17 protein-coding genes are annotated in these 21,498 nt (G+C 48.9%); 13 read left to right on the top strand and 4 right to left on the bottom strand.

The window, feature by feature from the left end:
* Positions 1–388: 388 nt before the first annotated feature.
* The 3 genes from MUB35_RS15335 to MUB35_RS15325 form a co-directional block, all read right to left on the bottom strand.
* Positions 389–961, bottom strand: coding sequence for a hypothetical protein (locus tag MUB35_RS15335; RefSeq protein ID WP_244806444.1), 573 nt, complete (start codon positions 959–961; stop codon positions 389–391).
* Positions 954–1,592 carry a TetR/AcrR family transcriptional regulator gene (locus tag MUB35_RS15330; protein WP_244806443.1) on the bottom strand — a complete coding sequence of 213 codons (639 nt, stop codon included), beginning with the start codon at positions 1,590–1,592 and terminating at the stop codon, positions 954–956. The genes MUB35_RS15335 and MUB35_RS15330 overlap by 8 nt, the downstream gene beginning before the upstream one ends.
* Positions 1,593–1,664: 72 nt before the next feature.
* Entirely contained in the window at positions 1,665–3,008 is a 1,344-nt protein-coding gene (locus tag MUB35_RS15325; RefSeq protein ID WP_244806442.1) for an MATE family efflux transporter, read from the bottom strand.
* Positions 3,009–3,169: 161 nt separating this feature from the next.
* On the opposite strand from MUB35_RS15325, the gene MUB35_RS15320 reads away from it, so the two are divergent.
* Positions 3,170–3,730 carry a PadR family transcriptional regulator gene (locus MUB35_RS15320; protein WP_244806441.1) on the top strand — a complete coding sequence of 187 codons (561 nt, stop codon included), beginning with the start codon at positions 3,170–3,172 and terminating at the stop codon, positions 3,728–3,730.
* A 179-nt stretch (positions 3,731–3,909) separates the two neighbouring features.
* Here the strand turns inward: MUB35_RS15320 and MUB35_RS15315 are convergent, their stop codons facing one another.
* Positions 3,910–4,656, bottom strand: coding sequence for a GNAT family N-acetyltransferase (locus MUB35_RS15315; protein ID WP_033143900.1), 747 nt, complete (start codon positions 4,654–4,656; stop codon positions 3,910–3,912).
* 221 nt (positions 4,657–4,877) lie between these two features.
* On the opposite strand from MUB35_RS15315, the gene MUB35_RS15310 reads away from it, so the two are divergent.
* From MUB35_RS15310 to rpsJ, 12 genes are all read left to right on the top strand, one after another.
* The gene (locus MUB35_RS15310) at positions 4,878–6,683 is read left to right on the top strand and encodes a cache domain-containing sensor histidine kinase (RefSeq protein WP_118593782.1); all 1,806 of its coding nucleotides are present in this window, start codon (positions 4,878–4,880) and stop codon (positions 6,681–6,683) included.
* A gap of 10 nt (positions 6,684–6,693) precedes the next feature.
* Positions 6,694–8,211, top strand: coding sequence for a response regulator transcription factor (locus tag MUB35_RS15305; RefSeq protein ID WP_244806440.1), 1,518 nt, complete (start codon positions 6,694–6,696; stop codon positions 8,209–8,211).
* A complete protein-coding gene (locus MUB35_RS15300) occupies positions 8,208–9,464 on the top strand; it encodes an ABC transporter substrate-binding protein (protein WP_244806439.1) in 1,257 nt (418 codons plus the stop codon). Before MUB35_RS15305 ends, MUB35_RS15300 begins: the two co-directional genes overlap by 4 nt.
* Before the next feature lie 106 nt (positions 9,465–9,570).
* Complete coding sequence (locus MUB35_RS15295) at positions 9,571–10,968, top strand: extracellular solute-binding protein (protein ID WP_033143890.1); 1,398 nt, start codon at positions 9,571–9,573, stop codon at positions 10,966–10,968.
* A gap of 104 nt (positions 10,969–11,072) precedes the next feature.
* Positions 11,073–11,957, top strand: a complete 885-nt coding sequence (locus MUB35_RS15290; protein WP_052099734.1) for a carbohydrate ABC transporter permease — start codon at positions 11,073–11,075, stop codon at positions 11,955–11,957.
* A gap of 13 nt (positions 11,958–11,970) precedes the next feature.
* Positions 11,971–12,792 carry a carbohydrate ABC transporter permease gene (locus MUB35_RS15285; RefSeq protein WP_052099733.1) on the top strand — a complete coding sequence of 274 codons (822 nt, stop codon included), beginning with the start codon at positions 11,971–11,973 and terminating at the stop codon, positions 12,790–12,792.
* 24 nt (positions 12,793–12,816) lie between these two features.
* A complete protein-coding gene (locus tag MUB35_RS15280; RefSeq protein ID WP_103731986.1) occupies positions 12,817–15,960 on the top strand; it encodes an alpha-mannosidase in 3,144 nt (1,047 codons plus the stop codon).
* Between the two features lie 186 nt (positions 15,961–16,146).
* The gene (locus MUB35_RS15275) at positions 16,147–17,517 is read left to right on the top strand and encodes an aminopeptidase (protein WP_244806438.1); all 1,371 of its coding nucleotides are present in this window, start codon (positions 16,147–16,149) and stop codon (positions 17,515–17,517) included.
* Positions 17,518–17,627: 110 nt separating this feature from the next.
* Complete coding sequence (locus MUB35_RS15270; RefSeq protein WP_227211768.1) at positions 17,628–18,806, top strand: hypothetical protein; 1,179 nt, start codon at positions 17,628–17,630, stop codon at positions 18,804–18,806.
* A gap of 460 nt (positions 18,807–19,266) precedes the next feature.
* On the top strand, positions 19,267–19,644 hold the full coding sequence (locus MUB35_RS15265) for a hypothetical protein (RefSeq protein WP_244806437.1): 378 nt from the start codon (positions 19,267–19,269) through the stop codon (positions 19,642–19,644).
* A gap of 59 nt (positions 19,645–19,703) precedes the next feature.
* Positions 19,704–20,651, top strand: a complete 948-nt coding sequence (locus MUB35_RS15260) for an L-lactate dehydrogenase (RefSeq protein WP_033143885.1) — start codon at positions 19,704–19,706, stop codon at positions 20,649–20,651.
* Positions 20,652–21,119: 468 nt separating this feature from the next.
* Positions 21,120–21,437: a 30S ribosomal protein S10 gene (rpsJ, locus tag MUB35_RS15255; protein ID WP_018597892.1), complete on the top strand. Its 318-nt coding sequence runs from the start codon at positions 21,120–21,122 to the stop codon at positions 21,435–21,437.
* The last annotated feature ends 61 nt before the right edge of the window (positions 21,438–21,498 follow it).

Here is a 21,498-nt window from a genome sequence, read left to right as displayed (position 1 = left end):
TGGTTAAGGGGGGACGGTGGATCTCCCGGGCGCTCCACTGAGACATCGCTCCCCCCCGAACCGGTTCCCCGCCTTCCCATCCACTGCTCCGCCTGGCGCTTTAGGACGGAAGCTTCTGTATGGAAAGTGGAAGAACAATGGTGAGTGGTTTTTTAAAAAAGAGATATGGCATTCGTCGGGTGATGGAATGCTGTATCTCTTTTTGCATGGGAGGAGAGAGGCATCAGGCGCGGGGGGTGAGTATTTTATGGGCGGTGATGATGAGGCCCAGGGAGGCCTCAGTCGCGGGGCGTGAGTATTTTACGGGCGGTGATGATGAGGCCCAGGGAGGCCTCAGTCGCGGGGCGTGAGTATTTTGCGGGCGGTGATGATGAGGCCAGGGGAGGCATCAGGCGCGGGAGCGTGAACGTTTTACGGCAGTGGTGATGAGGCCCAGTAGTAGGAAGAAAGCGGCGGCTGAGAAGTAGAAGATGGGGTAGTGGTCGGAGAGGCGCCAGGAGTCATTGGAGCCGATGAAGGCATCGATCCGGTTGTTGGTGCAGCGCTCTGCGGCGTAGAAGGCAAGGATGAAGTAGCCGGTTGTCAGGAATCCGTTAGCGTGTGTCAGGGTTTTGAGAAGGGCAGTGACTGCAAGTGCGGCCAGCCAGGCCAGGCTTACGGGGATGCCGAGTCTTGTTGTCCAGTATATGGGTTGGGGGAGGTAGAGATTGGCTGTGTATTCTATGATATAGAGGAAGGGAATCAGAAGTATGGCCAGGACCAGGTATGTGAAAAGGATACGGTGTTTCCCGCCGAATATGAGGGTATACAACATCAGATAGGCGTAGAGACAACTGGCTGCTGTCAGGAGGGACCAGCTAAACTGCCGGTCCAGGGCAAAGTTTACGATGAAACAGGTCAGGACAGCCAGGATAAACGGGGATGCCAGCAGGATGTTCCATAAATTTCTTTTTTTAGTCATTTGAGACCTCTTTTCTTGGTGTTGGGTGAATGGGGGTCAGGATACAATCCAATACGGAAAATAGGAGGAATCTGGGTACCTCCGGTTTTTCGGAGGAGACCAGCAGGTTCTGAAAGGCCAGTCCGTCAATGGCTCCTGTGATGAATTTAGCCAGCTCGGAAACCGGCAGGCAGGTCTGGAACTCCCCGTTTCGGATGCCTTCTTCCAGAACTGCAGTGATGAGGGCATTGTATTTTTCATAGCCGTTTTTGATCAGTGTCTTGACCATGTGGCTTTCGGAGTAGGATTCCAGATAGAATTTGATGGGAAAGACACACATCAGGGCAGCCTGTATGGTGTCCTCCTCCCCGAGAACGATCCTGCGGAGTTTTTCACAGGAACTCAGAGGGCTGCCGCTGATTTTTTCTATGTATCCGATATAGGTATCGTAAATGCTCCGGGCTATTTCATCGACCAGGGCATTTTTGTTTGGGAAATACCAGTAGATGGCAGCCTTTGTCAGACCAACTTTTTTCGCCACATCGGTCAGGCTGAACTCGGTCATGCTCCTCTTTACCATGATCTCGATGGCTGCCTGTATGATTCCCTGTTTCATTTTCTCATAGTTCTCCGGTACTTTTTTCCTTGCCATAAAACTGCCTTTCTGTAATTAATTAACCGTACGTTTAATTAATTATGGCACAGAATTTCTCCGGAGTCAAGTTTAGAATCCAAGTTCTCTGTGAAGACGTATTGCCATGAAGACAGTGATCACAGCAGAGATGACGTCTGCGGCCGGCTGTGCGTACAGGATTCCGCTGACACCTGCAAAGAGGGGAAGGAGCAGAATGAACGGCACAAAGCAGATGCCCTGTCTGCAGGCCCCCAGGATAAAGCCCTCTTTCCCTTTGCCAAGAGCCAGAAACAGTGAGGAGTACACCGTGTAGAAACCGAACAGCAGGAAGGACAGGCCGTTTGCGCTCAGGGCCCTGGCGCCGATTCTGACCATTTCCAGATCCCCCTTTGTAAACTGAGAGATGATATTCGCGGAGAACAGAGATGCCAATACCCCATAGATCACGCAGAAAACAGTGGACCAGATAATGGAGAGCCGTATGGCCTCGTGGAGACGCTCATATTTTTTTGCCCCGTAGCTGTATCCCGCAATGGGCTGGAAACCTTTCATAAAGCCAAAGACCATGAGGCTCCCCACAGAGATGATCCTTGTCACAGGCCCCATACCTGCAATGACAGAGTCCCCGTATTCCTTAGCCTGAAAATTAATGAGGGAGATGGAGAGACTTGTCAGAAGCTGGAATACCATAGTGGGAATACCGATCTTCAATATTTCAGACATGATCTCTTTGGAGAAACAGCACGCACGGATACGGAAACTGAAGATACTTTTTTTCCTGAGAATATAACCCAGGTATACCAGAGAAGAGACAATCTGGGAGATAGCCGTAGCAGCCGCAGCACCGGCCACACCAAAATCCAGAACATAGATAAAGACAGGGTCCAGAACAATATTCAGCACAGCGCCGGCAAGCAGCGTAAACATAGTGGTTTTCGCAGCCCCCTCACTGGTCACAAGATTATTCATTGTCACATTAAACACATTAAAAATGGAGAACACCACATAGATACGCGTATACTCCTCCGCATAAGGCAGAATACTTTCCGTTGCCCCCAGCATCTTCAAAAGGGGATGCAGAAAGACAACCGTACACAGAATCAACAGGGCACCAACCGCAATACTGCTGTACAGGGCCGTACTTGCCGCCTGATCTGCCGTTTTCCTGTCTCCCCTTCCCAAAAGCCGGGAGATATAAGAGGCAGCCCCGTTACCAAACAACAGCCCGAGACCCACCACAACCTGCCCAATGGGAAACGCCACAGAGATTGCCCCCATCTGACTCGTCCCCAGTCCGCCCACAAAATAAGCATCCACCAGATTATACAAGGCATTGATCATCATCCCGATCATTGTGGGAAGCCCCATTGCCAAAAGCGCCCTCCATACAGGTGCGCTGCCCAGCAGTTCCATTTTTTTATTTCCTTCACTCATAATCATGATTTCTGTAACGGTACCGTTACAAACTCCTTTCTTTTTGCTTGACAACAGTTATAAAATATAATACTATAAATTATAGTAAAAGCAAGTTGAGCTAAATAATACTATAATTTATAGTAACTGTCAAGAAAAATATAAAAAAGGAAGGTAACCACATGGCAACCATAGATTTAATCGTACTGGGAATTGTAAAAAAAGAGCCGCTAAGCGCATACGACATTCAAAAACTGGTAGAGTACCGAAACATATCCCGCTGGGTAAAGATCAGCACCCCCTCCATCTACAAGAAGGTGATTCAGCTTGAGAAAAAAGGCTACATCAGGAGCACCATGGTAAAAGAGGGAAACATGGCGGAAAAAGCCGTCTATTCCCTGACCGAAGCCGGCGAGCAGGAATTCAAAACCCTGATGCTGGGAATCTCCACCCAGCCCATCAACATCTTCCTGGACTTCAACGCTGTCATGGTAAACCTGGACAATCTCCCCCCCGAGACCCAGAAAATCTGCCTTGAAAACATTGCATCCGGCATAAAAACCCTAAAAACCAACCTGGAACAAAACATAACCGAAAAAACCTCCAACCCCCAAATTTCCGAAACCGCCAAAGCCGTCCTGCACCAGCAATACCTCCTGGCCCAATCCATAGAAACCTGGCTCTCCTCCGTAAAAACCAACCTGATCACAACAACCGCCCCCAGCCAAAACGATTCCATATAAATATTTTGCAAAGTTAAGGGAAAAAAGATGAAGTACCAAGAAAAGTAAGAATCCTAACAAAGTACGCGGTAAAACGCACCGAAGAAATGCATAAAAGACCCTAATTACTATAATAAACCCACACCCGCCCTCGCTCCCACGGCACGCTTCTCCGTCCCCTTTGAATCCCCCTGTCCGCCCTAATACTCCTGCCGAAACCAATACGTATAAAAATACCCAAACCCCAACCCCTCATACAACTTCCGTGCCCCCTCATTCCCTTCCACCACCTGAAGATACCCCTCCGTAGCCCCTTCATCAATCGCCGAATTCAATATAGACCTGCAAATAGACTCCCCCAAATGCTGCCTCCGATACCTTTCATCCACATGAATTGCATAAATCCCCACATAATCCCTGTCCAAAATCCCCAGCCCGGTCCCGATGATCCTCCCCCCATCATAAATAGACGCAAAGATAGTATCCTTAGGAATCGCCCGGTACATAGACGGCACAATCCTTCTGTGCACCTCATTCACAGTCCCCTTCAGTGAAAAAAGCCCATTCAGCCAATCCGGAGAAATCTCCCGGCTGAGAAACACCGGTCTTGCCGGCTTCTGCACCTTATACTTTTCCAGATCCATTGTCATCACCTCTGTGGTATGGGCAGTATGGTACCCCCGTTCCATAAGCTTCTGGTCAAAAGAGCTGTCCATCAGAGGATTGATCTTAAAGATGGTGGGAGTCCCCCATTTGGCATAAACCTCCTCACAGTACGCAATCTTATCCCTTAGTGGAATGGAAGAGAGACCAATCTGCTCCACACAGTTCGTCCTGTGGGTATAAAAATAAGAAAATCTGAGAATCCATCCGTCATAAATCTGCATCTGATGTGAGGGCCATGCATTCAGGGAAAGGTCCTCAATAATTTTAATCTTACTGTTCATCTGCGTTTCCGCCTTATCATAAAAGTTTTCTGTAGACAGCAGCCTGTATATCACTTCATTTATTATATATAGAATACACCCCAAAAGTCAAATATCTCCACCTTGGCACGGAAGAAAACATACTGTAAAATGAAGAAGTATCTCATAATGGGAAAATATCCCTAAAATCCGTACGGACATAAAACCACACATAAAAGCCAAAGGAGGAGAAGAGACCTATTTTGAATAAAAGACTGCAGAGACTGGGGATTGGCAGGCGTATGCTTGTGCTTCTTTTAGGTGTTTCCCTGGTCCCTATCATATTCGTTCTGCTGATTTCCTACAGACAGAGTGCCTCAACCATAACCAGGCAGACCGGGGAACTGATCGAAGCCAATCTGGAACAGTCATCCGGAAATGTGCAGAACTTTCTGGATACCTTTGAGAATCTCATACAGGACATCTACACAGACCAGACCTATGTGGACAATTTAAAGCCCATCAACATTTGGGACAGCAGCGGATTTTACCTGGCAAAACATAAGATAGAGGAAAATCTGCAGAACATTGTATACATAAACAAAAACATACTGGGCATTGCAGTCACCGGCATTTACGGTGATGTATGCTTCTACGACAGCATGACCCTGTCCGGCGCGGAGAGCTTCTGCTTTGACCTGGACAACATCAGAAACAATGAGATGGTAAAACAGGCCTATGCGGAGAAGCAGACCGTCTATTCCAGAACCTACCACAAGCTGGACACCAGATACGGGGAGAAAGACTATTTCTATGTGGCGCATCAGCTCACAGACTTCAACGATTATAAGGAGGGGCCTGTTGGGTGCATTTTATTGTGTGTGGATGAAAAAGCACTGTGTGATGTATATAAACAGGGCAGCACAAAATCCAATATTACATTTGTGGTGAACCGGTATGGTGATATTATCTCTTATCCGGAAGGCAATTACGGGGAAAGAAACATATTTGCCGGGGAGGAGAAAAAAGAGAGAAGCAAAGAAGAGATAGAGCAGGCAGCCCAGAAATTTGTGGAGAACAACCGGTACCCTCAGGGCGCAAGCCTGTCCGCCCGCAGCAAAGGGGTCCAGAACCAGACCTTTTATGTGGTAAATGTGCGGGACTTGAATTACGTGCTGAAGGACCTGCATAACCTGACCTTCCTGATTGTGCTGGTGGGGCTTTTGGCAGGGGTTATCTGCGTGCTTATTGCCGTCTCCTTCTCGAAAGACATGGACCGCTCTGTAAAGCCCATCTTAAATGCCATGGACAAGGCCAATGAGGGGAACATGGAGGTGCGCGTCCCGGAGGAGGGTATGGACGAGTTTGCCAGGATCGGCAGACACTTTAACAGTATGCTCAGCCAGATACGCACATCCAATGAGCAGGAAAAGGAGGCCCTGGTACGGGAAAAATACGCGGAGATAAAATCCCTGGAAGCCCAGATAAACCCACATTTTCTGTACAATACCCTGGATGCCATCAACTGGGTCGCCATCGACAGAAAAGAGTACAGCATCAGCAAAATGCTCACCAGCCTGGCACTGATCTTAAGATACAGCATTCACAAAAGCAATGAGATCGTGGAGATCCGGGATGAACTGGAATATCTGAAGCGGTATGTATACCTCCAGCAGCAGAGATTTGAATATTCCTTTATCTGTACTGTGGAGGCCGATGAGAATCTGATGAAGTGCAGAATCCACAAGCTGCTCATACAGCCTCTTCTGGAAAATACGCTGGTCCATGGTTTTCCGGGAAATACAGGTATGGATGAGATCAATATCCGCCTGACAAAGGCAGGAGAGCATAAAATATCCATAGTGGTGAAAGACAACGGAAAAGGCATGGAGGAGGGGCAGGCAGAATATTTCAATCATTTTGATTATAAGAAAGAGCGCATAGAATCCAGCATCGGTGTGCGCAATGTGATAACAAGGATCAAGCTTTATTACGGGGAGCAGGGGAGCTTTCACGTGGAGTCGAGCCAGGAAGGGACTGTTATAACCATTCTGATTCCCTATGAGTAGGAGGAACAATATGAAGATAATCGTAGTAGAGGATGAACCGAAGTCAAGAGAAGGGATCTTAAACATACTCGCCCGGGATACAGAGTATGAGGTGGCAGCAGTCTGCGGAAACGGAAAAGAAGGGCTGGAGGCAGTGAGAAAATACAGGCCGGACCTGGTCATCTCAGACATAAAGATGCCGGTCATGGGAGGTCTTGAGATGCTGGAAAAGATTCTGGAGGAAGGGATCGCGGTACAGGCTGTCCTTTTGACCGGATATTCGGAGTTTGAATACGCCAGGAGAGCACTGAAGCTGCAGGTGGTGGAGTATGTGCTGAAACCTCTGGAGGTGGATGATTTTCTGGAAGTGCTGCACAAGGCGGAGGGAAACATTGAGAAAAACCGGGTGGAAAAGGTCTCTGCGGAACAGCTTCTGTGGACCTATTTTACCGGAACGGATATAGACAGGCAGCAGGCAGAACCGATTCTCAGGGAAACTCTGCAGGTGGATGACCGAACACAGATTTCACTTTTTCTGATCTATCCGTGCAGTCTGGCAAATGAGACGGGGAGTGAACTCCAGAAGCACACCACAGAGCTTTTGGATTCCTTCTGCATGGAAAACTATTATGTAATGCCTCTGCCGAGACAGCAGGGGTTTTTAGTGATGCTGACAGATACGGAGAGAAATAAAAACCTGTTCAAGATCTTTAAGACCAGAATCTATCATTCTCTCTGCCAGATCACGGAATGCCACTGCAGCTACGGGACCCTTTACGGGCTTACCGGACTGGATGAGAAGCTTGAGGAGCTGAAAGACATGATGCAGTACGCATTTTCCCTGCCGGATGAAACCATACTGAGCAGGGAACTGGTGGAGTCCGCTGTGTACAGGGAACTGGAATATCCGGATTATCTGGAGCAGAGCATTTACCGGGAGATCCGCAGCGGGCGGTATGACAAGGTGCGCATGATCGGGGAGCAGTTCGCCAGGTATGTAATTGACAGCGAGGGAAGGCCTGCCTGCATCCGGGAGTATGTCCTCAGGTTTGCAGCCGGAATCCTCAGGGTGGCAGGGGAGACCAGAGGCAGCCTGGAAGCAGTGGATGATACCTCCTATATCATGGAGAATATAGCCAGGAGCACTTCAAAAAGAGAGGTGAGATATCAGTTTGAGAAGATCATGAACGCGGTTGCCAGCAGCAGGGACACCCTTGATATTACAGAGAATGGCATGATACTCAATGTGATTGACTTTATCCGCAGCAATTACCAGAGGGATATTACACTGTCCGAGGCAGCGGAGGGATGCTGTGTCACACCGGAATATTTAAGCCGCATTTTCTGCAGGGAGACCGGGGTGAATTTCACCTCCTTTCTGCAGAATTTCAGGGTCAGCACAGCCAAGCGCCTGCTTCTGTCCGGCAACTATAAGGTTTATGAGGTGGCTGAGATGGTGGGATTCCATGACCAGAAATATTTCGTGAAAGTCTTTAAAAAGCTCTGCGGTGTCACGCCCTCGGAATACAAAAGGGAGAATGCAAAATGAAGAAAAAAGGGTATTTTGCTGCCTTCCTTCTGTGTGTGTTGGCTGTGTCCGCCTTTCTCTTTTGGCCGGAGAAGGGAGAAAAAGAGGAATCGGAGGCGGAAGAGGTGCAGAAAAAGCAGATTTACGTGCTCTGCGCCTATGAGACAAAACTGCACCAGCAGATTTTGAAGGAAGTGGCAGAAAATTATTCCAGCCGCTCCGGCTGTGCCAAGGTGAACATGGAGTTCATCCCAAAGGAGAACTTTAAGAAAGAAATCTGTCTCCGCATGGATAACGGCAGAACGGCGGACCTGATCATATGTGATAACGGGATGATGCCTGCTCTCATTGATATGGGAGTGTTTGCCGATATTTCCGCGTATGTGGAAACATGCTGCCAGGACAGTATGAACTTTCAGAAGCTGTGGAACACCACCATGGATGACGGAAAATATTATGGCATTCCCTTTACCTGTGATCCTTATGTACTTTTTTACAACAGCGATGTGTTCAGGGAGAACGGGCTGTCAGCCCCGGAAGACTGGGACGGGCTTCTGGATACCTGCAGTGCACTGCAGGACAGCGTTGGGGACAAGTTCGGATTCGCGGCAAAGCGTCCTGAGGAAATCTACGCTTTCTACAGAGCACTGCTTTATGCCTGCGGAGGCAGTTTAAACACCATAGACCAGGAAGGCGGGATCAGGGCGGCCGGTATTCTGGAGGAGCTGAAGAGGAGCCGGTATGTAGGAAAGCAGACCATTAATCTCACGGAGGCGGATGTAGCCCGCTCTTTCGCTGAGGGGAAGGTGCTGATGATGGCAAACAGGCTCAGCGCCTCCACGATTCTCAGAAGCTCACGAATGGAATTTACAGCGGGTATCATACCGCTGCCGGGAGACGTGAGGGAATCTTTGATGCTCTCAGGGGAAAATATAGGGGTGACGGGTTATGCGGACCGGGAGGCTTACTGTTTTCTCACCTATCTCTATCGAGATGAGATTCAGGAGAGAATCTGCAATGTCATGGATACTCTGCCCGTAAAGGCTGCGGTGCCGTACCAGGCAAAGCGCGTGGGGCCGGACGAGGGGACAGAGTTTCTGGACCGTTATATTAACGAAGGATGGTGTGCAGAGACCAACAATTCCTGGTTTGAGATCGCGCAGCAGGTGTCAGAGAGTCTCTATGAACTGATGGAGGTCAGAGGCACCCCGCCGGAGGACACAGCACGGGAACTGCAGAACGCTGTGAAACTCATTATTATTAAAAAACGTTAAGGGTGGTCAAAAATGACCCCCTTTTTTAAATAAGTGGAATATACTGTACCGGAAAAAAATGGTATTCTTGTTTCATCAAAAAAACACGGAAAAGGAGAGAACGAGTATGAAGATGAAAAAAGTGATGGGCCTGTCTTTGGCAGTCGTGATGGCAGCAGGGCTTGCCGCCTGCGGCGGAGGAAGTGACAAGGAAGCCTCCACCGGAGGAAATGAGAAGAAAGAGGCAGACAGCGGTAAGAAGACCATTACCTTCTGCTTCAGGGATGACGGCCAGGGTGAGGACGGCGCTCTCTGGAAATGGATACAGAACGGATATGACACCTGGGATAAAAAAGATACGGTGGAGTTAAATATAGCCCCTATCGTGGCACAGGAGGGAGATTACTTTACAAAAGTGGCTCTTCAGCTTGCAGATAAGAAAACCTGCCCGGACCTGGTTTGTGAGGACACCTTCCAGCTTCCCAATGATGTGAGTGCAGGCTACCTGACAAAATTAGATGATTACGTGAAAGATTATGAGGACTGGAATACCTCCTACTATGAATCCATGAAAAAAGGCGTGACCGGCGCGGACGGTTCTGTATACGGTATTCCGTACTGTACAGATACAAGAGGACTGTGGTACAACAGAGACATTCTGGCACAGGCCGGTGTGATTAGCGAAGGACAGGACTGGGAGCCAAAGAACTGGAACGATATCCTGGATGCCTGCAAAGCGGTGAAGGAAAAATGTCCCGATGTAGTGCCCTTCTGGTGCAACTCCGGTGTGGCAACCGGTGAGGCAACTTCCATGCAGACATATGAGATGCTGCTCTACGGAACCGGAGAGAGACTGCTCTCCGATGATGATAAATGGATCGTGAAGAGCCAGGGTATTCTGGATTCCCTGAACTTTCTGCAGGATATCTATACCAACGGATACGGACCGGACCTCTCCCTTGTACTAAACGGACAGGCTTCCAATACATCTGCAAGAGAGTACCTGCCGGAGGGCAAGCTGGCAATCTCCCTTGACGGAAGCTGGATCACAGGAAACTGGACTGACACAGGGGCAGCACCGTGGCCGGAGGCTAAGGATGTACTGGGATTCGCATCCATGCCCACATCTGAGGGACAGGACCCGAAAACCATTACACTGGCAGGCGGCTGGGCATTATCTATTCCGGAAAATGCAGATGCCAAGGATGAGACCTTTGAATTCATCAAACATCTTATGGACCCGGAGGTTTACACCGATGCTGTTATTGCACAGGGAAATATTGCCACCAGACAGGATGTAGCCGGTGACGAGACCTATTCCGCACAGCCCTTCAAACAGATTGCTACAGAGTTTCTGGAGAGCGCTGATTTCAGGCCGCAGAATGACAAATACTCCACTGTCACCACCAGCATCCAGACCATGGTGGAATCTGTGGTATCCGGTACCTCTCCGGAAGATGCCATGACACAGTACGCTACGGATGTGGCACGTGCCGTGGGCGATGACAATGTAACCGAGAAATAAAAGGCTGTCCGGAAAGATATTCCGGCAGGTTCAGCAACTGGGCGGCTTCGGCACCGTAAAGTGCCGCCGCCCATATTTTTTCACGATTGAAGGGAGGGCGCTTTATGGCAAGACCAAACCGTGCGGCTGTCATAAAAGATGAGGCGAAGAAATCTATCCTGCTGCTTCCGGCAGTGCTGCTGCTTTTATGCTTTTTTATCATACCGATCGTACTGACGGTATATTATTCCTTTACCAACCTGGCTCTCAGCGGAGCCAATGCAAAAAATGTGGAATTTATCGGATTTGAGAACTATAAGAGAATGCTCACAGACCCCAGCACCATGACCAGTATCAAAAACACACTGCTCTTTTTAGTGGGCAGCCTTCTGGGACAGAGTATCCTGGGATTTCTGATCGCATATTTCATGAAGGGAAAACCCAAGGGACTGCGAAGTGTTGTGGGACCCTGCATCCTGGCCGGATGGGTAATGCCGGAGATCGTGGTTGCCCTGTGCTGTATGGCATTTTTCAAGGACAACGGAACCATGAACATGATCCTGGGCGCTGTACACATACCGGCAGTATCCTGGCTGTTCAAGCATCCCATGATGACTGTTGTGATCGCCAATGTATGGCACGGCACCGCATTTTCCATGCTGAACTTCCAGTCAGCCCTTGACAATGTATCCGGAGATATTGAGGAGGCAGCCAGAGTGGACGGGGCCAACCGGTTCCAGACACTGATCCGCATTATTGTGCCCTGCATCAAGGATACCATTGCCACTAATACCATGCTGAATACCCTGTCTACCCTGGGCGTTTTCGGTCTGATCTATGCCATGACAGGAGGAGGTCCCGGTTCATCCACCACGACCCTTCCCATATTCATGTACAACCAGGGCTTAAAGGGGCTGCAGCTTGGATACGGTACCGCGATCGGTATGCTGATCTTGATCGTAGGCGCTGTGTGCAGTGTGATCTATACAAGAATTCTGAAGGACCAGTAAGGGAGGGAACGTAATGAGTGAAAAGATGGTAAAAACCCTGCATTGTGCATTTCTGGTGATCGTGGGGATTGTGTTTATCCTTCCGCTTCTGTGGGTAGTGATCGCGTCTCTGGATACCAATGCAGGTGAGGCTTTAAAATGGCCCGCGCAGTGGACTTTCAGCAATTACAGTGATGTGCTGACCAACTCGGATAACCTGCGGGGATTCGGCGTAGGTCTTGTTATTTCCTTTGCCCAGTCCCTGATCGTGGTGCTGATCTCAGGGCTTGCGGCTTATCCTTTATCCAGATATCATTTGAGCTACAAAAAAGGCTTTATGTATGTTATTCTGTTTATGACAGCACTTCCCATGATCGCGGTCACTGTGCCTGTATATAAAATTTTTCTGAGCGTAGGACTCCTGGACAGCATTCCGGGGCTGGTATTGTTTTTGTCAGCGTCATCTCTGCCCTACGGTATCTGGCTTATGAAGAATTTTATGGACGGAGTGCCGGTGGAGCTGGAGGAGGCTGCCTGGGTGGATGGTGCCACTACCATGAAGTCTATCCGTAAGATTGTGGCGCCTCTGATGTTTCCGGGAATCTGTGTGGTATTTATCTACACCTTCTCCGGAAGCTGGGGGAATTTCTTTATTCCCTACATATTGTTAAGTTCACCGGAGAAGATGCCGGCATCTGTTATGCTGTACCAGTTTTTCGGACAGCACGGTACCATCCAGTATGGTCCTCTTGCCGCATACTCCGCGATTTACGCACTGCCTTCCATCCTTCTGTACATTCTCTCACAGAACTATATGTCAAAAGGATTTACCATGGCGGGTGCAGCAAAAGGATAATGTGAAAACGGGAGGAATTTTTACATGGTGTTGATGAGAGAACGAATCGGCAAACTGCTGGAATACCTGCAGGAGCAGATCTATCCCAGATCCTGCGAGATTCAGGATTACAGAATGAAGAAGACAGAGGATACGTTCACGGATCTTGAGAACCTTGACACCTCCGACTGGGAGAGGCTTACAAGGGAGCAGCTCTGGGGAGGTCACAGGGAGTATTATTGGTTTGAGACAAAGGTGGTCATCCCTTCGGAGTTTGACGGGGAATGTGTGGTCTACGAACTGATGACAGGAAGAGAAGGGGAGTGGGATGCCACCAACCCGCAGTTTTCCATTTTCGTAGACGGAAAAAGGATCCAGGGTCTGGATGTGAACCACAGGGAGATCATCCTTACGGAAAATGCCTGTGCAGGACAGGAATACCGCATTATCCTGTCAGCCTTCACAGGTGACCAAAACTTTTCCCTCAGGCTCTGTTCAGCCATCAAGGTACTGGACAGAAAAACGGAGAAATATTTTTATGATTTATCTGTACCTTATGAGGTGGCAAGACTTCTGCCGGAGGATGACAGGGCATATCTGACCATCCTTAACTGCCTGAATGAATCCCTGAATCTGCTGGACTTCAGAAAAGAAGGCTCCGGGGAATACTATGAGAGTCTGGAAAAGGCACAGGAGTATATTACCAGGGAATTTTACGGCAAACACTGCGGGGACAGCGATGCTTATATCTACTGCGTGGGACATACCCACATAGACTGTGCATGGCTGTGGACACTTAAGGTGACAGAGGATAAAGCTGTGAGAAGCTTTTCCACGGTACTGGAGCTTATGCGCAGATATCCGGAATACATCTTCATGTCCAGCCAGCCCCAGCTCTACAAATATGTAAAGAAAAACGCGCCGGAAGTCTATGAGGAGATCAAGGAGCGGGTGAAGGAAGGCCGCTGGGAAGTGGAGGGCGGTATGTTCGTGGAAGCTGACTGCAACATTGCCTCCGGTGAGGCGCTGGTTCGTCAGTTCGTACACGGCAAACGCTTCTTCAGGGATGAGTTCGGAAAGGACAATGAGATCCTGTGGCTGCCTGATGTGTTCGGCTATTCCGCGGCTCTGCCTCAGATCATGGAAAAATGCGGTATCCGCTATTTCATGACCACAAAGATAAGCTGGAATGAATTCAATAAAATGCCCTGTGACACCTTTGAGTGGGAGGGCATTGACGGTACCAGGATACTGACGCATTTCGTGCCCACCAGGGACTACAACAAAGGCGCCGTGGAGGGCGGCTTTGAGACGGAGCACTTCACCACCTACAACGGATATATCAATCCGTCCCAGATGAAAGGGGCATGGAAGCGCTACAGCCAGAAATACTTAAACGACGAAGTTCTGTGCAGCTTCGGATACGGGGACGGAGGCGGCGGCCCCACAAAGGATATGCTGGAAAACCAGAGGCGTCTGGCAAAAGGGATCCCGGGCTGCCCGAAGACAGTCATGAGCACCTCACAGCAGTTCTTCCATGTGCTGGACAAAAAGGTGAGAGACCGAAAATATCTGCCCTCCTGGGTAGGGGAACTCTATCTGGAGTATCACAGAGGAACGTATACCTCTATGGCAAGGAATAAAAAATATAACCGCAGATCAGAATTTGCTTACCAGAATATGGAGCTGTACGGTATTTTGGGCGAGTACCTGCTGAAAGAAGCGTATCCGGACAAAGAGATCCATGAGGGCTGGGAGGTGATCCTGAGAAACCAGTTTCATGATATCCTTCCCGGATCTTCCATCAAAGAGGTTTACGATGACTCCAAAGAGGAGTACGAAGCAATTTTAAGCGCCAACCGGGAGTACACTGACAGAAGGCTGGGCAGTCTGGCAGAGCACGTGAATGCGCCGAAACACTCTGTCGTGGTTTACAACCCCAACAGCATGAACGCTGAGGAAGCGGTGTGCTTCCCGTGTCCGGAAGATATCTCATATCCTGCAGTGAAGACAGGGGAGGAATGCCTTCCCGTACAGAAGATGGCAGACGGCACCTGGATGTTTACCGCAAAGGATGTTCCAGCAAAAGGGTATAAAACCTTCCTGATAGAAGAGAAAGAGGAAGAATACGAATCAGAGATTCAGGTAACGGAAACCCATATGGAGAACGCGTTTTTCTCCATTGATCTGAACGAGAAGGGGCAGTTCATCAGCATCTATGACAAGAGAGCAGACCGGGAGCTTTTACCGGAAGGGAAAGCCGCCAATGTGCTCATGAGCTATGAGGACAGGCCCCACAATTATGACGCCTGGGATCTGAACAATTACTACACGGAAAAATCCTGGGAGATCGATGACGTGGCCGGGATAGAGGCAGCAGAGTGCGGCCCAGTTCGCGGGTGCCTGAAAATAACCAGGAATTATCTGGATTCCGTAATCAGTCAGTACATCTGCATTTATAAAGATACAGCCCGCATTGATATCAAAAATGAGATAGACTGGAGAGAACACCAGATTTTTGTGAAGGCTCTGTTCCCGGTGGATATCCACACCAGCGAGGCATCCTTTGAGATCCAGTACGGCAATGTGAAACGTCCTACCCATGCCAACACCTCATGGGATTTCGCAAAGTTCGAGGTTTGTGTACACAAGTGGATGGATGTGTCTGAGGACGGTTACGGCGTCAGCGTGTTAAATGACTGCAAGTACGGATGCAGCGTCCGGGACGGCGTGATCGGCATTTCCATGCTGAAGTCCGCCATATATCCCAATCCGGAGGCAGATAAAGAACACCATACCTTCACCTATTCCATCTACCCGCACCGGGGAAGCTGGAAGGAGGCGGGAACCGTAAACCAGGCATATCTGCTGAACAATCCTCTTGAGGCTGCCGTAAAGGCCAATGAGGGCGGCACACTGCCGGATGTCTATTCCTTTGTAACCTGCAGCCGTGAGAATGTGGTGGTTGAGGTTGTGAAAAAGGCGGAGGAAGAGGAGGCAGTCATTGTCAGACTCTACGAATGCTTTAACAGAAGGACAGAGGTTTCTCTGACCTTTGCGGAGGACATCAAGACAGTCTGCGAATGCGATATGCTGGAAGCGGATATGGAAGAACTGCAGCCTGACGGAAGAAAGGTATCCTTCAGGATGAAACCTTATGAGATCAAGACCCTGAAGCTTAAATTTTGATCCTATATAATAAGAAGAAATACACCCAGGCCGGAATCCTGGCAGACGGCGCCGCAGCAGGCGCCGCGCCGGATTTCCGGCCTGACTGCCTTTGGGTTACGGTTCACGCTTGCATTTCCATTCTCTGTGTAGTAAGCTTTAAAATAAGAAAAAGGCAGATGCCCGATAGGAAAGGTGGTTCATCAATTGACAGAAAATGCTTGGAAAAAATACGGAGACAAAAGTGAAATTTTTGCTTTCTGCGAAGCTTACAGGAAGTTTATATCTGACTGCAAGACAGAACGTGAATGTGTTGCGGAGATGGTAAAGAGAGCGAAGCAGGCCGGATTTCAGGATCTGAATGCTGTAGTGGATGCAGGAACAGAACTGAAGGCCGGGGATAAGGTCTATGCAGACAATATGGGAAAGGCACTGGCGCTCTTTGTAATAGGAGAGGAACCCATGGAAAAAGGAATGCGCATTCTGGGCGCCCACGTGGATTCCCCCAGACTTGACCTGAAACAGAATCCGCTCTATGAGGAGGGAGAACAGGCCCTCCTTGACACACATTATTACGGCGGTGTGAAGAAATACCAGTGGGTGACACTGCCCATGGCCCTGCACGGTGTGATCGTGAAAAAGGACGGCACAGTGCTCCCCATCGTCATCGGCGAGGATGCAGACGACCCGGTTGTGGGAATCTCAGACCTGCTGATCCACCTCTCAGGAAAACAGATGGAGAAGAACGCCAAGGAAGTGGTGGAAGGTGAGAACCTGAACGTGCTTGTAGGCAGCATTCCGCTGGAAGGCGCGGAGACAGAGGCAGTAAAAGCACAGATTCTTTCTATATTAAAGGAGAAGTATCAGGTGGAGGAAGAGGATTTCATCTCCGCTGAGCTGGAAGTGGTCCCTGCGGGAGCTGCCAGGGATTTTGGCCTGGACCGAAGTATGCTTATGGCATACGGTCATGATGACAGGGTGTGTGCATACCCCTCATTCGAGGCCATTGCCGCTGTGGATAAGGTGAAGTATACCTCCGTATGCCTCCTGGTAGATAAAGAGGAGATTGGCAGTGTGGGCGCCACGGGCATGCAGTCACGCTTTTTTGAGAATACCGTGGCAGAAGTGATGAATGCCTGCGGACAGTACAGCGAACTGCTGGTGCGCAGGGCTTTGAAAAACTCAAAAATGCTCTCCTCAGATGTAAGCGCGGCCTTTGATCCCAATTATCCGGAGGTGATGGAAAAGAAGAACTCCGCCTATCTGGGACATGGGATCACCTTCAACAAATATACCGGTTCCAGAGGAAAAAGCGGCTCCAACGATGCCAACCCTGAGTACATTGCTGAACTTCGCCGTGTTATGGATGAGAACAAGGTATCCTTCCAGACAGCGGAACTGGGCAAGGTGGACGCAGGCGGAGGCGGCACCATTGCCTACATTTTGGCCAATTATAATATGGAAGTCATTGACTGCGGTGTGCCTGTACTGAATATGCATTCTCCCTGGGAGATTGCCAGTAAAGTGGATATCTATGAGGCTTATCAGGGATATCTTGCGTTCCTCAGGAACTGCTGAGAAAATTTTTGCGATTTCCTATGTACATCTCTGCCGGAAAATGTTAATATAAAATATGCATGGACTTCAGCAAAAAATAAGCACGAGATTACGAAATGAGGAATACACACATGTCTAAGTTTTTGAAATTTATTGTGAATCTGGTTGTGATCTGCGCAATTCTTGTGGCAGCCGCCCTGCTCGTTCCTCCCTTTGCAGGGGTCAACACAGTCATGAATGACAACAGCAGTAAAGATACCAATCTCCCGGTGGGTTCTGTTGCCTACGGAAGAGAGATAGATGCCGCAAGCTTGAAAAAGGGCGATAAGATCATCTATACCAATAACAATAAGGCATATGTCTATAAAGTTACGGATATGGATTCCTCCGCAGGTTCATACAAGGTAAAAAGTGTGTATGACAAGAATGCGAAGGAGGAAACGGTCCAGTTAATCAATAATGCAGTAAAAGTCGTTGTGGTAGTTCCCTACATTGCGTATGCGGCCATTGCCCTGCAGAGCAAGGAAGGCCTGATCGTTGTGGGACTCGGTGTGATCTTTTTAATTATCCTTTTTATTCTGGCTGAGTTATGGCGTAAGGACGAGGCTGACGATGAGGACGACGAAGATGAGGATGAAGAGGCTTCGGATGAGGAGGACAGTGAGGACGACGAGGACGAAGATGACGACGAAGAAGAGAAGCTGAGCCGCAGGGAACGCAAGCGCCTCAAAAAAGAGGAGAAGCGCCGCAAAAAACTTGCCAAGAAGGGTCTTCTGGATGAGGAAGAAACAGAAGATGAGGAAGAGGAAGCTCCTGTTTTGGAAGCTGCCCCCGTACCGGAAAAGCAGCCTGATGAATATGACAGTGCTATGAAAGATGCCATGGCATCTATTGCAGAGAGTATTGCCAAGGTACAGAACGGAGAGATAGAAGCGCCTGATAAGGTACAGGAAACAATCGTGCCGCAGGAGACTGCAGAGATCATTCTCGGTATGGAGGATGCAGAGGAAACAGAGAGTTCCGATGCGTCTGCAGTGGAAATGGTTTCTGATGACAGCGCTGTTCAGGAGACAGCAGAGAAAGAAGCTGCGCAGCCACAGGAAGAGACGGCTGCACAGGAAGAGGTACAGCAGGAAGAGGAGATGGAATCTGAACCTGAGGAGGTGCCTGTAGTGGACAAGGAAGCTGTGCTGCCTGCTCCGTCTGTGACGGAACTGCTTTCTAAGGCGGAAGCGGCGGGGGAATCACCGGAAGTGATTGAGGATAAGGATAATGAGGTGACACTTCTGGATTATTCTAAGCTTATATAGGTGGAAAAAAGGGATGACGTTTTGGGGCGTTGTCCTTTTTTTTGTGTGTTGGCGGGAGGGGGACGGGATGGAGGGGGAGGGTGCAGTTTGCTTTTGGCAGCCAGCTTCGTTCCCCTTCAGCTAAGTACTTACAATAGAAAGTACGCTTCGCGAACTTCCTATTGTCATGAACTGCGACTAAGACGCTCCGGAAGAGCCGTCGCGCCTAAGTCTTAGTAGGTACTGGATCTTCAGGCTCTCTGCCGCAATGTCTGCCAAAAGCAAACTGCACCCTCCCCCTCCATCCCTGTTCTTCGCTCCGGGAGATAAAAAAACAGTGTCTCTTTCGCAGCATTCGTAACTCTACACCTAGCAGCCTTTATATTCCTCTACTCTGTTGAAATAAAGTGTTGAAAAAAGAGGTTGTCTGTATTATGATGGAAGTGTATTTTTGAAAAATTTGGGCGGAGAAAATATAGACGTGAAAAAAATAAAACGGAGAATAGGGACTGTTCTGAAGAGCCTTCTGGTTCTGGGGGTAGTTCTTTCGGGGGTTTTTGGGGCGTATGCAGAGACCGAAGGGCAGTGGGATAGCCGGGAGGGAAGTGCAGAGGTTTCTTTTGAACGTAGAAGCTTTCATTATAATAATGACTGTGTGATAAAAGAACGTTCCCAGGACAAGCTTCACAGGCAGGAAAAGAAAAGGGGACAGCTATTGTCCTGGGGGATTCCGGTGGGGGCAGTGTGTGCAGGGGAATGGCTGTGCACTAGGAAGGCAGGTATCTGCAGTGCGGCTGCGGAGGAACGTGAGAGGAGATATGATCGCTGGAAGAGGCGGGGGCCGCCGGTGTTTGTCTGAAATTGCAGGAGGATATAAAAACTTATATAGAAAATAATATTTCAGACAGGAGAATATAAATGAAAGAATCCCATAGAGACAAAATTGTAGTGATAGGTGCAGGTAATGTAGGAGAGGCGATTGCCTATACTTTGATGGTAAGGGTACAGGCAAATGATATTGTGTTGGTGGATTTAAATGAGGACAGGGCAGAAGGGGCAGCGCTGGATATTGCTCATGGCACAAGTTTTTTTAAACAGGTGTGGGTGAGAAAGGGCGGATATGAAGAGTGCGCCAATGCGCAGATCATAATCATTACGGCGGGGATTGCCAGAAAACCGGGACAGACACGGCTGGATCTTGCAAAGACAAATGTTTCCATTGTAAAAAGTATCACCCGGAATATTATGAAGTTTGCTGAAAATCCTCTGATCCTTGTGGTATCCAATCCTGCGGATGTGACAACTGCGGCAGTGTATAAAGAGTCGGGGCTGCCGTCAGGACGTGTTATCGGCAGCGGAACATCTCTGGATACAGCGCGTTTCCGATATATTTTGAGTGAGAAGCTGCATGTTAACGTGGAGGATATCAATGCCTATATTTTAGGAGAGCACGGTGACAGCCAGGTACCTATCTTCAGCTCCGCCAATATCGGGGGATTTCCGCTCTATGATTATGCACAGCAGGTGGGAATCACGCTGGATGAGGAGGAGATCGCACACAGGACAAAAGACGGCGGTGCAGAGGTGATCAAGCTGAAGGGAGCTACATTCTATGGAATTGCCATGGCGGTTTCCAATATCGTAGAGACAATCATGAAAGATGATGATGCCATACTTCCGGTGGCACATGTGCTGGATGAGAGCTTTGAGGAGTGGGCAGGCGTTGCGGTTTCCCTGCCCTGCAGAATCGGATGGGACGGAATCGAACAGACCCTGCGCATTCCTATGAATGAGAAAGAAAAGGCAGACATGGATAAATCCGTGGATATTCTGAGAGCGTTTACAGAACAGGTCATCGGATCGTAAGGACAGGTTGATAATCCCGCCTGCGGAGGCTGCCGGACAGTCAGGAGCAGCCGAGAAGCAACATATATCGGTAAGGATGGACAGCAGTATAGCGGCGCATCCCTTAAAAAAAGGCAGAGATGTGCCGCTGTTTTTGTGGTTTTTATCGGAAAAGTGCTGTGTACGGGAAAAAATGCAAACTTTTTTTAACAAAAAGAAAAAAATACCTTGCATTCTGGAAAAACATCCTGTATACTAACTAGTGCTGTGACATTGATAGCTGTGAAGCGTGAGGTTGCTGCCCAAGTGGCAGGTTTTCCGTGGAGCGAATGTCAAGTTAGGAAACTGACGACAAGTCACTGTACAAAATCTTGAAGACTTACCACGGGAATGTGGGAGTGTGTGAAACGTTAGATGACACACACGGGAATGTGTACAGTCGCCGCTTGTCGTACTACTTATAAGTGCGAAAAGGAGGAGACTTTTTTTATGGCAAGTCAGGTAATGAGAATCACATTAAAAGCTTACGATCATCAGTTAGTAGATGCATCCGCAAGCAAGATCATCGAGACTGTAAAGAAGAATGGAGCAACTGTTAGCGGACCGGTGCCGCTTCCCACTAAGAAGGAAGTAGTAACTATCCTGCGTGCGGTACACAAATACAAAGACTCCAGAGAGCAGTTCGAGCAGAGAACTCATAAGAGACTGATCGATATCATCACACCAACTCAGAAAACAGTTGATGCCCTGTCTCGTTTAGAGATGCCGGCCGGTGTTTACATTGATATCAAAATGAAACAGAAATAAGTCATGCTTAACGGGGCAGCCCGGTAAGATATGAGATTGTCCTTACAAGGTTGATATATAG

It is taken from the genome of Blautia sp. NSJ-175 (assembly GCF_022867815.1).
Classification (GTDB): Bacteria; Bacillota; Clostridia; order Lachnospirales; family Lachnospiraceae; genus Blautia; species Blautia celeris.
This window is presented reverse-complemented; position numbering and strand designations above follow the sequence as displayed.